This window comes from Salibacterium sp. K-3 (genome assembly GCF_054052005.1).
This window is the reverse complement of sequence record NZ_JBSVZE010000003.1, coordinates 325,244-339,004: the sequence shown is the minus strand read 5'-3', so window position 1 is coordinate 339,004 and position 13,761 is coordinate 325,244. Positions and strand designations below refer to the sequence as shown.

The 13,761-nt window shown below is 42.0% G+C and carries 14 protein-coding genes; 12 read left to right on the top strand and 2 right to left on the bottom strand.

Going from position 1 to position 13,761, the window contains the following annotated elements:
- Positions 1-31 precede the first annotated feature (31 nt).
- From ACW9JV_RS17185 to ACW9JV_RS17135, 11 genes are all read left to right on the top strand, one after another.
- Positions 32-1,753, top strand: a complete 1,722-nt coding sequence (locus ACW9JV_RS17185) for an acyl-CoA dehydrogenase family protein (protein ID WP_457336697.1) — start codon at positions 32-34, stop codon at positions 1,751-1,753.
- Positions 1,746-2,945, top strand: coding sequence for a cytochrome P450 (locus ACW9JV_RS17180; RefSeq protein WP_457336695.1), 1,200 nt, complete (start codon positions 1,746-1,748; stop codon positions 2,943-2,945). The genes ACW9JV_RS17185 and ACW9JV_RS17180 overlap by 8 nt, the downstream gene beginning before the upstream one ends.
- 56 nt (positions 2,946-3,001) lie before the next feature.
- Positions 3,002-3,922, top strand: coding sequence for a phosphate/phosphite/phosphonate ABC transporter substrate-binding protein (locus tag ACW9JV_RS17175; RefSeq protein WP_457336693.1), 921 nt, complete (start codon positions 3,002-3,004; stop codon positions 3,920-3,922).
- 26 nt (positions 3,923-3,948) lie between these two features.
- Positions 3,949-4,740: a phosphonate ABC transporter, permease protein PhnE gene (gene phnE, locus ACW9JV_RS17170; protein WP_457336691.1), complete on the top strand. Its 792-nt coding sequence runs from the start codon at positions 3,949-3,951 to the stop codon at positions 4,738-4,740.
- Positions 4,741-5,556 carry a PhnE/PtxC family ABC transporter permease gene (locus ACW9JV_RS17165; protein ID WP_457336689.1) on the top strand — a complete coding sequence of 272 codons (816 nt, stop codon included), beginning with the start codon at positions 4,741-4,743 and terminating at the stop codon, positions 5,554-5,556.
- Positions 5,557-5,573: 17 nt separating this feature from the next.
- Positions 5,574-6,350, top strand: coding sequence for a phosphonate ABC transporter ATP-binding protein (phnC, locus tag ACW9JV_RS17160; protein WP_457336687.1), 777 nt, complete (start codon positions 5,574-5,576; stop codon positions 6,348-6,350).
- Between the two features lie 32 nt (positions 6,351-6,382).
- Positions 6,383-7,501, top strand: coding sequence for a cupin domain-containing protein (locus ACW9JV_RS17155; RefSeq protein ID WP_457336684.1), 1,119 nt, complete (start codon positions 6,383-6,385; stop codon positions 7,499-7,501).
- A 37-nt stretch (positions 7,502-7,538) separates the two neighbouring features.
- On the top strand, positions 7,539-8,402 hold the full coding sequence (locus ACW9JV_RS17150; protein ID WP_457336682.1) for a fumarylacetoacetate hydrolase family protein: 864 nt from the start codon (positions 7,539-7,541) through the stop codon (positions 8,400-8,402).
- Between the two features lie 5 nt (positions 8,403-8,407).
- A complete protein-coding gene (locus tag ACW9JV_RS17145; protein WP_457337237.1) occupies positions 8,408-8,806 on the top strand; it encodes an acyl-CoA thioesterase in 399 nt (132 codons plus the stop codon).
- 152 nt (positions 8,807-8,958) lie between these two features.
- Positions 8,959-10,191, top strand: a complete 1,233-nt coding sequence (locus ACW9JV_RS17140) for an FAD-dependent monooxygenase (protein WP_457336680.1) — start codon at positions 8,959-8,961, stop codon at positions 10,189-10,191.
- Positions 10,192-10,217: 26 nt separating this feature from the next.
- Positions 10,218-10,793: a hypothetical protein gene (locus ACW9JV_RS17135; RefSeq protein WP_457336678.1), complete on the top strand. Its 576-nt coding sequence runs from the start codon at positions 10,218-10,220 to the stop codon at positions 10,791-10,793.
- Positions 10,794-10,963: 170 nt separating this feature from the next.
- Here ACW9JV_RS17135 and ACW9JV_RS17130 read toward each other — a convergent pair whose 3' ends face one another.
- Together ACW9JV_RS17130 and ACW9JV_RS17125 are read right to left on the bottom strand one after the other, a co-directional pair.
- Positions 10,964-11,749, bottom strand: coding sequence for an IclR family transcriptional regulator (locus ACW9JV_RS17130; RefSeq protein WP_457336676.1), 786 nt, complete (start codon positions 11,747-11,749; stop codon positions 10,964-10,966).
- Positions 11,746-12,528, bottom strand: coding sequence for an IclR family transcriptional regulator (locus tag ACW9JV_RS17125; RefSeq protein ID WP_457336674.1), 783 nt, complete (start codon positions 12,526-12,528; stop codon positions 11,746-11,748). Before ACW9JV_RS17125 ends, ACW9JV_RS17130 begins: the two co-directional genes overlap by 4 nt.
- A 293-nt stretch (positions 12,529-12,821) precedes the next feature.
- Between ACW9JV_RS17125 and ACW9JV_RS17120 the strand changes: the two genes are divergently transcribed.
- On the top strand, positions 12,822-13,760 hold the full coding sequence (locus ACW9JV_RS17120; RefSeq protein WP_457336672.1) for a fumarylacetoacetate hydrolase family protein: 939 nt from the start codon (positions 12,822-12,824) through the stop codon (positions 13,758-13,760).
- Position 13,761: the final 1 nt, after the last annotated feature.

The following is a 13,761-nucleotide window of genomic DNA, read 5'->3' as shown; positions in this document are numbered from 1 at the left end:
AAAATAATGGAGAAAGGAGGGAAGAGGTGACATGAACGATACTTCATATTTTAAGAGTAATGCCTTTTGTAAAGAACTTCCAGAGTTACAAAACGTTTTTACGGTAGAAGACTTTTCAGTGGCTCATCAGGCTCTTGCACAAAAAGCTTCGGCCTATGTCCGGACTGATGTGATGAATGGCTTGCAGGAAGATGAAAACCTCCCTTTTGATAACGTCAGGAAATTACTGCAAAAAGCCGGGGAAGTGAATCTTCTAGGGGTAGATGTACCTGTGAAATATGGAGGATCTTCTTTAGATAAAATCAGCTCGGTCATTGTTATGGAACAGATGGGAGCATCCGGTTTTTTTACAGTCCCTTTCGGAGGCCAGGTAGGAATTGGGTCGCTTCCGATCGTATATTTCGGTACGGAGCAGCAAAAACAAGACTATCTGCCTGATGTGGTCAATGGAGATAAAATTGGAGCTTATGCCTTAACGGAGCCAAATGCCGGAACGGACGCGCTGGGAATTAAAACACATGCGGCTCTCTCAGAAGATGAAACGTATTACATTATTAATGGTGAAAAACAATGGATAGGCAACGCAGCATTTAACGATTTTTTTATTCTATATGCAAAAGTGAATGGTGAGCTATTCACTGCCTTCATTGTGGATAAAAATACACAAGGACTCAGCGTTGGTATAGAAGAGCAGAAAATGGGCTTGAAAGGTTCGTCACTCGCTTCTGTCTATTTAAACCATGTGAAAGTACCGGTGAATAATAGGCTTGGGGAGGTAGGGCAAGGTCACCGGATTGCGCTCAATATATTAAATATTGGGAGACATAAAATCTCCGCCAGCTGTCTTGGATCGGCCAAAAAAGCCATGGATCTAGCTGTGAATCATGTCATATCACGAAAGCAATTTAATAGGTCTTTATCGGAATTCCCTTTGATCAAACAAAAAATTGCAGATATGGCTGTAGATATATTTGCCATGGAGAGCATGGTGTACCGTACTGCAGGTAATTTTGAAAAAGGTGCGGAGTATTGCCGAGAGCATGGTATTCATTTTTCTGACGTACTAAAACAATTTGCGTTAGAAGCGTCTGTTAATAAGGTGTTTGCTTCAGAAAAACTGGATAACATTGTCGATGAAGCCTTACAGCTGCACGGAGGATACGGTTATATGGAAGCGTGTGAAATAGCAACCATGTATAGGGATACTAGAATTAATCGAATTTTTGAAGGAACGAATGAAATTAATCGACTAGTTATTGCAAATAACTTATTAAAGATAAAGCTTGTAAGTAAAAAAGAAATGGGAAAGCTGTCTGGCCAGTTAGCGTCAGAATGGGATTTATGGAACCATTTAAATGAAATACTTACTGCTCTTGTTGATGAAATCAAAAATGCTTATGACGATCCATCCAAAGAACAGGAATGGCTGAAAGTCATTGCTGATTTTGCGATAGACAGTTATGCCTTAGAAAGTACATTGCTGCGAACGGAAAAATTACTTCTTCAAGAATCGAGCCAATATAGCGTAGAGCACTATTTAAATTCAGCAGCTGTTTTTGCCGCCAAAACAACTGCTGAATCGGTGCACAGGTTGATACTACTGGATGGAGAGACAGGGTCAGCGTTGAAAAGAAAGGGGCGGAAACTGATGGACAAGATGGAAACAGGCAGGGAATCATATAAGCATCGAAAAAGAAAAATTGCAGATGAAAAAATTAACTTCGTTTGCGAAGGAGGAAAATTATATGTGTAATGATAATTTCAGCGAATCAACAACTCATGATTTTCAAGCTGATATATCGGAGGATTTCGAAAGTGCCCACGAAATGTTTTCTGAATTACGAGGAAAATGCCCGGTGGCCCATAGTAATTCGTACGATGGATTTTGGGCTGTCCTTAAATATAATGAAGTTACAAATATTCTGAAAAAACCACAGACCTTCGTAACTTCTGTCCAAAATGTAGTTCCAAAAGTCTCCACTACAGGCAGACGGCCCCCACTGCACTTAGATCCACCAGAGCATTCTCCGTACAGGAGAACCCTGGATCCTTTTTTCAAAAAAGAAAAAATGGATAAGCTGGAACCCAAAATACAAGACATTGTTGTTGAATTATTGGATCCCTATATAAAAAAAGGAGGGGGTGATATATGTTCTGAATTTTCGCATATATTACCAGGCTATGTTTTCGCTGAATTTTTCAATTTGAGCATGGAACTGTCGATGAATATTCGCGAAGTTACGCAGCAATATGTTAAAGCACTGCACATTATGGATAAAGAAAATATTCAAAAATACAGCTTAGAGCTTTATGAAATAGCTCAAACGATTATTGATAAACGTAAGGAAGAACCGTTGGATCCGGAGAATGATGTTGTCAGTGCTTATTTAGAAAGAACCTATAACGGTGAAAAACTTCCGGAAAACATGATACTTGGAACGATTAGACAATTAATTGTTGTCGGGATGATTGCTCCCGTGGTGTTTATCGGAAGTATGTCCGTTCATTTGTCAAGAAACCCGTCATTACAGCAGGAATTAAGAGAAGATCTGGATCTTGTTCCGGCTGCGATTGAGGAATATCTACGCCTTTTCACGCCTTACCGGGGTTTTGCGAGAACGCCGACAGAGGATGTGGAAATTGCCGGACGTTATATTGAAAAAGATGATCCTATTGCCGTGGTATTTGCGTCAGCCAACAGAGATGAAGAAGTATTTCCAAATGGAGATGAATTCATTCTGAATCGTGAAAATATACAGGATCACGTGGCATTTGGATTAGGGCCGCATCGATGTCCTGGGGCGCCCTTGGCAAGAAGAATGCTTCAGATAACATTAAAAGAGCTGCTTGGGAGAACTACTCATATAGAGCTGAATGGTGAAATTGAGATGACGAGATGGCCGGAATGGGGAGCTGTTTCTGTACCTTTACATGTCCAGTCATGAAAGGTTAATAATTATGTCATGGATTATAAATAGAAAGAAATAAGGGGAGATAAATATTGAAACGTTTAAGTATAATACTCATTGGATTTTTATTACTTTCTGCTTGTGGCGAGAACTCAAATGAAGAATCTTCTTCTGGTTCAGATTCCGGAGGAGAGAATAATGAAATTGATGAACTGGTCATGGCTTATTTGCCACTTGAAGGTGCTGACGAAGTCCAGCAAACTAATCAGGAATTTGAAGATGGAATCTCAGAAAAAATTGGAGTGCCGGTGGAGTCCTATCAGGCGAACAGTTATAACGCTGCCATTGAAGCAATGGGAAATGAACAGGCTGATATGGTTATTATGCCGCCATTTGCTTACGTTCTGGGAGTTGAACGTGCAGGGATTGAAGCAATTGTTGGAGCTAAGGAACAGGACGGAGTCCAATCAAGTGTCATTGTTCCAAGCGATTCAGATATTGAAGAGTTAAGTGATTTAGAGGGGAAAACATTTGGATTTGTCGATGCTTCTTCTTCATCTGGACATCTACTTCCAAAAACTATGATCCTTGAAGAAACCGATTTGACTGTTGAGGAATTGGAAAATGACTTCTTGGCAGAAGAACAGTTTGTAGGAGATCATGAAAGTGCTTTAATTGGAGCTGTTAATGGTCAATATGATGCCACTGCAGTAGCATCTCCAGTTCCAGAAGCGTTGGTTGAAAGAGGAGTAATTGAAGAGGACTCTTTTCGAGTTATTGCACAGTCAGAAACGACACCACCTCCTCCATTTTCTGTAAGTGCTGATATGCCAGAAGATGTAAAAGAAGAATTACAGGAATATTTGGTCAATTATGATAACCCTGAATTTTTGGAGAATCTTCTTGGCATGCAGGGAGCTGAATTTGTGGAAGTAGACGATAGTGACTATGATTTCTATAGGAATATGTCTGAAAGGTTAAATATGAGTCCCGAAGAGTTAATGGGTGAATAAGAAGTACGGAAAGACAGGTGCTGACTATGAGTGAAACAAAGAATGAGATGGAATCAAAATATAAGAAGACAAAGCGATATTTATCGTTGGTCTTCTTCTTGATTATCGTAATACTGGCCGTAGGGTACATTGAATTTAGTTTAATTGAATTAATTCAAAGTATTCCTCAAATAATTAAGTTTATAGTTGTTGACTTTTTCCCTCCAAGTTTTTCGGATATTGGTAGTTATACGGGTCCGGTCATCGACACATTATATATATCAATCGTTGCCACAACTATTTCTTCAGTGATTGCCATGTTTTTTGGTTTTATGATGTCTTACAAAACCACTCCCCATCCTTTAGTTCGAGTCATAACCAGAGGGATAGTTACTTTTTTTAGAAGCATACCTTTCCTTTTATGGGCTTCTCTGCTCGTAGTCATTCTGGGTGTCGGAGTCCTTCCGGGTATAATGGGACTTATCTTATTCGGCAGTGCCTTTTTAGCTCGTGTATACGCGGAATCTATTGAAGAAATTAATTCAGATTCTCTGGAAGCACTGGACGCTGCAGGCGCGACTTACTTTCATAAAATTAAACATGCGGTCATACCGCAGTTTCTTCCAAGTTTTTTTTCATGGACCCTGTTCATGTTTGAAATCAATATCAGGGCTTCTGCCATATTAGGAGTTGTAGGAGCAGGTGGAATCGGAGTTTTAATTAAAGAAACGATGGATTTATTTCAGTATGGGCAAACATCAATGGTTATTTCAATAATGATCATAATGATATTATTTGTTGAATATTTCACTAATAGAATAAGGAGGCGTCTTATTTAAATGGAATATGATAAAGATGATCCGGCAGCTTCAAAAAAAATACTTATTGCTCATAAAGCAACTCAAAAACAACAAAGGCGTTTTTTTTCTATAGTTGGTATCTTGTTTGTCGCTTCACTTCTGTTAATCGATATCAATTATCAAGCTATACAGGAAGGAATTAACCGTTTACCTGTCCTATTATCAGAATTAACCTCGATTTCGTTTGAAAATTTCCCTCAAATGCTGTCACAGATGCTTACTACGCTGGTTATTGCTTTTTTGGCCGTGCTGTTAAGTTTTTGTATTTCATTTTTCATTTCATTTTTAGTAGCGAATAATACAACTCCCAATAAATTTGTAGGTGTATTTTTTCGTTATACCATGATGGTTATCCGCTCTGTGCCTACTCCAGTCTGGGTTTTAATTGCTGTAGCAGGTATAGGGTTTGGCCCAATGGCGGGTGTTATCGGTCTGTTATTCCCAACCACTGCTTTTCTTGTTAAAGCATTCTCTGCTCAAATTGAGGAAGAAGGGGGTGAAATTATTGAAGCGATTCAAGCTGTAGGTGGAACCTGGTGGCATGTCATTTTTAAAGGGATTATCCCTGCGTTATTAACAGGTTTGATAGCAACGCTGGGTGTTCGGTTTGAATTGGATGTTCATGAATCTGTGATACTTGGTATGGTAGGCGCCGGTGGTATCGGTTATTTATTGGAGCAGTATATTCAATATTACAATTTTGCAGATTTAGTTTTGGGGATATTTCTAGTCTTTGTGACCATGTTCTTATTGGAAATGACGTTGAACCAGCTCCGGCTGCAAATGAATAAATAATAGAAGGGGGTAAAACAATGAGCGCAGTCTTAGAAATTGAAAAACTGATCAAACGATATAATGATGGCACATTAGCTTTAAACGGAATTAACATCACGGTTGAACAAGGTGAATTTATTGCAATTATTGGCCCCAGTGGCGCTGGAAAATCTACACTTTTAAGGTGCATAAATCGATTAGTAGATTCAACAGAGGGTCATATTGTTTTTTTAGGAGAAAATGTAGAAAAATCTGATAAAAAAGCATTGCGTCATATTCGGGCCAACATTGGGATGATTTTTCAACATTATAATTTGGTAGAACGAGCGAGTGTGATGGAAAACGTACTTCATGGGAGACTAGGTTATATGAATTCCCTATCAGGAGTATTTAACAGGTATAAAGAAGATGATAAAAAAGATGCGATTTCCTGGTTAAAAAAACTGGGGTTGGAAAATGAAATTTATAAACGAGCGGACGAATTGTCTGGAGGACAAAAACAAAGAGTAGGTGTTTGCCGTGCTTTGGCCCAAGATCCTAGTCTTATATTAGCTGACGAACCTATTGCATCATTGGACCCTAGATCATCCGATATTGTAATGAACTCTATTTACACAAACTGTAAAGAGTTCAATATTGCCTGCCTAGTCAATTTGCATCAGGTGGAGATAGCTCAGCAGTATGCTACCAGAATTATCGGAATAAAAAGTGGAGAAGTTGTTTTTGATGGAAAAACGAGTGAGTTGTCCTCGGCACTTATCAATGACATTTATGAAGGAAAAGAAGAAGAAATGGAGCAAAAAGCATATTCTTAAAAAGACATTTTCAAAAATAAGGAGGAAAAAACATGGGGCAGAATAAATATACGCAAGAAGAAATTGCTCAATACTATGAAAACATGAAAAACGATTTGTTAGGACCGTTATGGCACGACCTCGGACATATGGTGACCAAAGAACCTGTGCACGATGTGGAGCCGTATTTATGGAAGTGGGAATCGATCCGCGACTACGCGTTAAAAGCCGGGGATATTCTTGAACCGGGAAAAGACGCGGAACGAAGAGTGGTTTATTTACAAAATCCGAGCTTATTGAAGCGTGGGCTCGTAGGGTATGGGACGCATACGCTGTATGCCGGCATACAATTACTGCTTCCCGGCGAAATGGCCCCGTCCCACCATCATTCCCAGACCGCGGTACGTTTCATCATAGAAGGAGAAGGCGCTTATACGGCGGTGAACGGAGAGAGGTCCTATATGCAGCGGGGGGATATGATATTAACTCCTGCGTGGACGTGGCATGAGCATAAACATGAAGGCACAGAGCCGATGTTCTGGATGGACGGCCTTGACGTGGGGCTGGTACGGACCCTGGCGGCTTCCTTCTTTGAGCCGTATGAAGACGGGTTTTATCCGGAAGAACCACCGGAGAATTATTCAACTAAAAAATTATCCGGTGGGGCGTTTGCACCTTTAGGAGAAGAAAGAAAGCCTGGTTATCCTTCGCCTATTTTTAATTATACATGGGAGCGCGCCGAGTATGAGTTGGAGCGGTTAAGTGAATCCAGCAATAATGAAGATGCCTATGATGCCTATGCCATTGAGTATATTAACCCAACCACAGGAGGTCCGGCGGATTTCAGAATCGGAACGATGATGCAGAAAATCCTTCCGGATCAACATACTAAGGCCCACCGCCATGTACACAGCGCGATTTATCATGTGCTGGAAGGGGAAGGTTATACGGTCATTGATGGTCAGAAATTCGAATGGTCACGGGGAGATTTCTTTATTTTGCCTCCGTGGAGCTGGCACGAACATGTTAATACAGGAAGCGACGATGCTTATCTGTTTTCCATCAACGATAAACCTGTGATGGAAAAACTGGACCTGGAATTTGGGGAAACGTATACCGAAAATAACGGTCACCAGACCATTGAAAAAACGTTTGATCCTACAACACCTTGACGTTTAGAAAACAACGAATGAGGCAGGAGGAAATGAGATGAGGTTAGCCATTTTTAACGAAAATAAATTAGGTGTGGTGGAGAATGAGAAAATAGTTGATGTAACGAACGTCGTCTCATGGGATCAGTCCCGGCCGTTTGAATCACTGGTTCATGTAATGGAACATTTTGATGGAAGGAAAACGGAACTGGAGTCAGCAGTAAAAACCGGGGAATTTCACGACATTCAGGATGTCCAGTTGAGAGCCCCGGTTCCTTCTCCGGGGAAAATATGGGCCGCTCCCGTAAATTACAAAAAACATCAGGAAGAAATGAACAAACAATTTCAAAATGCTCCTCGAACGATTGAAGAATTAAAACTTTTTTTGAAAGCACCGTCTTCTATTTCAGGGCCGGATGATCCAATCCGGCTCCCAATAGAGGGGCGCCGGACGGATCATGAAGCCGAGCTTGGCTTTGTGGTTGGGAAAAAAGCCCGGAACGTGAAGGCAGAAGATGCCAAACATTATATATTCGGATATTTTGCTTTGCTGGACATCTCGATTCGGGGCAATGAAGAACGAACGTGGCGGAAATCCTTTGATACGTTTACCCCGATAGGGCCCTGGATTGTAACGGCTGATGAAATGGACGACCCAAATAATGTAGATTTAAAACTTTGGGTTAATGATGAACTGCGGCAGGATGGAAGCACGAAACATTTGATATATGACTGCTATAAATGTTTTGAAGCGGCCTCTCAAAATATGACGCTGTATCCGGGGGATGTTATTGCAACGGGGACACCTGAAGGAGTAGGGCCCATTGTGGAAGGAGATCGAATCCACATCCGTGTTGGGGAAGTAGGAGAATTCACGGTACCTGTAAAGAAAGGATATGACGGGAAGGATGATCCGGTGTGAAAAACATGTACGAGATAAAAGTAAGATGGGGAGATACAGATCCAGCGGCTATCGTGTTTTATCCGAATTTTTATAGATGGATGGATGAAGCGGCTCATGAGTGGTTTGAAGCAGCTGGTTGTCCTGTAACTAAACTGCAGCAGGAAGAAAATATTATAGTGCCACTGCTGGAAGCCTTTTGCCAATTCAAAATACCACTCGTACACGAAGACCGTGTAAGTGTGTATTCTACAGTGACAGAAGTCCGTTCTAAAACGTTCAAAATTGAACATCAATTTTTTAAAGGAGATAAGCTTGCGGCTGAGGGGTATGAGCGCCGGGCCTGGACCTCAACGGCAGCGGGGGTTCCTACTGCCGTTCCCATTCCAGATTATATGCGGGAAAAGATGCAAGGCCCCGTGTAACTACATAGGAGCATATTGATGGCTGCTTTTTAAGCGTGTGTGCCATATAGAAGAATTTCAAGCTGCAGCCATTCACAAATGTCCATTTATAATGAGAATAGATAACGTTTTCATGTATTACTTAATCTAATAACAAGGGAGAATGATTTGTGATGAGCAATTCTGAAAACAAACAAACAGTTTTTGTTGTCGGGGGCGGCCCGGTTGGATTGACCGCCGCGCTTGCATTAAGACAAAAAGGGATTTCCTGTGTTGTACTGGAAGCCAATTCTTACGGGGCTCCGAGTCCGGGAAGTCGTGCCATTTTTCTCCATAACGCTTCTCTGGATTTACTTGAAAAAACGGCTCCTGACCTTGGTTTCACCCTGGCGAGAAATGGCATTGTCTGGCCGGTAAAAAGAACGTTATATAAAGGAAAAGAAGTGTATAAAAGAGATTATGGCATTACGAATACCAATGACCCTGAAAAGCTTCCACCATTTACGGCGCTGCATCAAAATGAGATTGAAGATCATATATATAATGCCTGCGTGGAAGCCGGAGTTGAATTTGTATGGGATACTCCGGTGAAGGAATGCCGGACCAGCCAAGAAGGCGTGCAAGTGATCACAGAAGCGGGTGAGATATGGGAGGCTGATTATGTGATCGGCGCGGATGGCGGACGTTCGGCGATCCGAAAGTCAACCGGCATCCAGTTTGAAGGACCCCGCACCGCTGATACTTTCCTCGTGGTGGATATTAAGGAAGATGAAGAAAACCCTCTGCCGCTTGAAAGGATCTTTCATTATCAGCATCCGGCTATGGGTGGACGGAATGTGATGCATGTGCCATTTAAAGGTGGTTGGCGAGTGGATCTGCAATTACTTGAAGAGGATGACCCGGACGATTTTACAGACATAGAAGGTGTGAAAAAATGGCTCCCGCAAGTAATGGATCCAAAATACACGGAAAGAATTACGTGGGTCTCCTCCTATCGTTTTCATCAGGTCGTAGCGGATTCATTCACCGATGAAAATAGAAGAGTTCTGCTTGCCGGTGAAGCGGCGCATCTGTTTGCTCCTTTTGGTGCCAGAGGGTTAAATTCCGGGGTGCCGGATGCCATTATTGCGGCAAACGGGATAAACAGCGCGTTGCAAAGTGGATCGCCAGAAGAACGGGAAAAAGCAATCAATGATGCGGCAATAGAAAGAAGAATTGCAGCAAAATGGAATAGAGATGGTTCGACGACAGCGCTTCATCATCTGCAGGGAAACGCACCGGAAATGAACCTGAAACGGGAAGTGGCTGCGTCACTTACCTCGATTGCTCCCAAACTTGGCCGCTGGCTCGACGAAGGACCGTATGGGCCGAAATTCGGTCCTCCTGAATTAACAACGAAGTATTAATTAAAAAAAGAAAGGAGGAAAGGCAAATGGCTGCAGCAACAGCAATAACTGATGCCGGAAAGTATGGAAAAAACGGAGAAAATGTGGCCCGCATGATGGACCGGTTAATAAATATTGATTGGTTTCATCATGTTGGACAGGAAGACCCCAACACAAATAACCACCTTAAAAACTTTATGGAAGCGATCGGTGCCGACACGTATCAGATGAAGTGGATTCCACGTGAAGAAGTTCCGGAAACGATCAGTCGTCTTTCTTTAGAAAATAGTGTTCTATGGGAGCGTTTAAAAAATATTCCCGATGAGATAAAAGAAAAGGTGGAGACGGCTGAGCGTGAAACGGAGCTTGGTGAGCTTGTTTATCATGTTCCGGAGCTCGTTTATCACGGAGCTTTTGCAGGAGCTTATCACATGTTTGAAGATGAAAAAACGGTTGCTTTTCTCGCAGGGCATGCGATGTATATCAGTGTACTGGCTTGTGCGTGGGAATTGGCGGACGATCCGGATGGAACAAAAGCAAATCCATTTCATTACGCGGTCTGCATATTGGAAGACGGGCATCTCCCACTTGGCCCAATCGGTAATACCATATATCTTTCATAATGGGGGGTATGTAGTGATGCTGCTATCGTGTAAGGACCATGTTCTCGATTCGTTAAAACAGTTAATTGTTCCGCACGTTATTAACTTAAGTGAGTACAGCCAAAAGACGTGTTGGTTCTGCAGGGAAAAAGCTGAGTATAAATTAAGTGAATATGAATGAACCACGATTTTCAAACGTCCCCGTAAAAACCGAGCGCTTCCGATATATCGGAAGCTGCCTTTTTCAGCTGCTTGATATAGTAAGGATAATCAGCTTTCTGAAGCCGGTCTGAGGATCCGACCATGGCGAGGGAAGAAACGACATTGGAAGAATAATCACGTACCGGGACAGCAATGCCGGTGTAACCTTCATAAAAATGCTCTGTGGTGATGGCGTATCCTTCCCGTTTTATTACTTCAAGGGTATCTTTCAGGGTGTGCGGATTCGTAATCGTCCGGCCGGTGTATTGTTTGAGATCGTCCTGCACAATGTCTTCAATAAAAGCTTTATCCTGGTAAGCAAGCAGTACCAGTCCCTCACTTGTGCAGTGTATTGGGTTTTTTCTCCCGATTTCCGTTTCAAGGGTTTCCGGATTTTCTCTATTCACTTTGTAAAAATAGACAACTTGTTTATTTTCGAGTAAACAAATGTGGCATGTTTCTTTGATCTCTTTTACGAGTGCTTCTACGAGGGGAAATGCTTCTTTATAAATTTCTTTATGGACCGAAATAACACCACCGAGGGTGAGCAGGGAAAGCCCAAGTCGGTATTGTCCTGTTCTGGGATTTTTAGAAAGAAAACCTTCCTGTGTTAAATAGGAGATAAGACGATGGGTTGTACTTTTGGGAAGACCGGTTTTTTTAGATATATCGGAGACCCCGAGATCGTTGTTCACGGAGCTTTTGAACAGCTGTAGAATTTTCATAGCATTACGGACGGAAGAAAGCTGGTATTTATCCGTATTGGAGGGCTTCATAGATTCTTCTCTCCCCGGCGTTTTTGAATAATAGTTGATAATTGCCGGCCGGCTTTTATAACGTGCTCTGAAAAGGCTTTTTCATAGGGCTTGATTCGCTGGGAAGGTCCGGCAATATTGATCGATGCAGCGACATTCTTTCTGTTGCTGTAAACAGGTGCGCCGATTGAATAGATGTTGGATTCAAACTCTTGATCACATATGGCGTATCCTTTTTGGCGTATTTCATCCAGCTTGTTTTGCAGGGCTTCAGGATCGGTGATGGTGTGGGTTGTAAAGGTTGATAAAGGCAGAGAGATCCATTCGGTTAAATCTCCTTCTAAAAAAGAAAGAATGGCCTGGCCTGAACTTGTACAGTGAATTGGGTTGCGCTTGCCAAGATGAGATTCAAGTTTAACAGGATAGAAGCCGTCTACTTTTTGTAGATAAATAACAGCGCCCCCGTCCAATATGCCGATGTGTGAACTTTCTCCAGTTTTTTCTGTCAACTCATGAAGAATGGGGGTGGATTCACGAATAATATGCAATTGCTCCGTCACGGTATTAGTCAGCTGCAGTATCGACAGGCCAAGGGTATATTTGTTAGACTCTGGATTTTTTACGACAAAGTCTTCTTCAGCGAGCGTCGTTAATATACGGTGAGTGGTGCTGATTCCTATCCCTAATTTATCTGCCAGCTCACTTACGCCGAATTCAGGGTTGTCTTCTGAAAAACTTTTTAACGCGCGCAGTGCGTTTTCAAGAGAGGTGTAGTTATTTTTATGAAAAAGCTCTGTCACGATTCGTCCTCTCCCCTGAACAGTACATGAATTGATTTACATTATAGCGGACAAAAAAGATATAAGGCAAGCGAAATTTTAAAGATAAGTTCCGTATAGAAGAAAAACAAACTTTAGGAAAAAGGAAGCCCTCCAATACAATGATAATGAAAGATGCAGAAATGATCCTTTGTAAAAAAGGGGGTTTTGCTGGGACTTTTGCAAAGAAAGGAAATTCTTTTTATAAATTAAAGCTCATACATTCGTTGCTGAATAGAAAGAAAAAGATAGTTTTACGAAGAGGTGATGTATACATGAAAATAATTAATTATCGTCAAGGAAGCCGAGTTCGTTCAGCCTGTCTGACAACTGATGATAAGGTGATTGATTTACACGGGGCCTGCCTTTCGATGTTGAAAAATGACAAACATCCCCGAGCAGCATCGGTGGCAGAAGCCTATGTACCATCCAATACGCTTGAACTGCTTCAAGGTGGAGAGGAAAGCCTGGAATTTGCAAAAAAAGCCGTTGATTATATTCAGTCCAATGCCTCTGCATCTGAAAAAGAAGAATGGATATTTGCTCGTTCCGACGTCCGTGTCGAGGCTCCGATAACGAACCCGAGCAAAATTATCTGTGTCGGCCATAATTACCGGGAGCATATTCTGGAGATGGGCCGTGAACTACCAACTCATCCGGTTGTTTTTGCAAAGTTCGCCAACGCAGTAATCGGGCCGGAAGATGACATTCCTTATCCTGAAATCACGGAAAAATTGGATTATGAAGCGGAATTCGCCTTTGTGGTAGGGAAGGAAGCAAAAAATGTAAAAGAAAAAGATGCCCTTGATTACGTTGCAGGTTACACGATCGTAAATGACATCAGCGCGCGGGATCTTCAAAAAAGAACTCTTCAATGGCTGCAGGGAAAATCTCTGGATGGAAGTGCTCCAATGGGCCCTTGGATGGTAACAAAGGATGAGGTGAAAGATCCGGATAACCTGGACATCTCTCTGCGGGTGAACGGAGAAGAAAGACAGCGTTCAAATACGGGGAGTCTGGTGTTTAATGTGAGCGGGCTGATAGCTTTCTTGTCAGAAATCATGACTCTGGAACCGGGAGATGTTATTTGTACAGGAACACCTGGAGGGGTAGGAGCGGCTCGTGATCCCCAAGTCTTTTTACAGGACGGAGATGTCGTGGATATTGAAGTCAGTGGGGTCGGTGTGCTGAAAAACAAAGTGAAGAAAGTGTAAG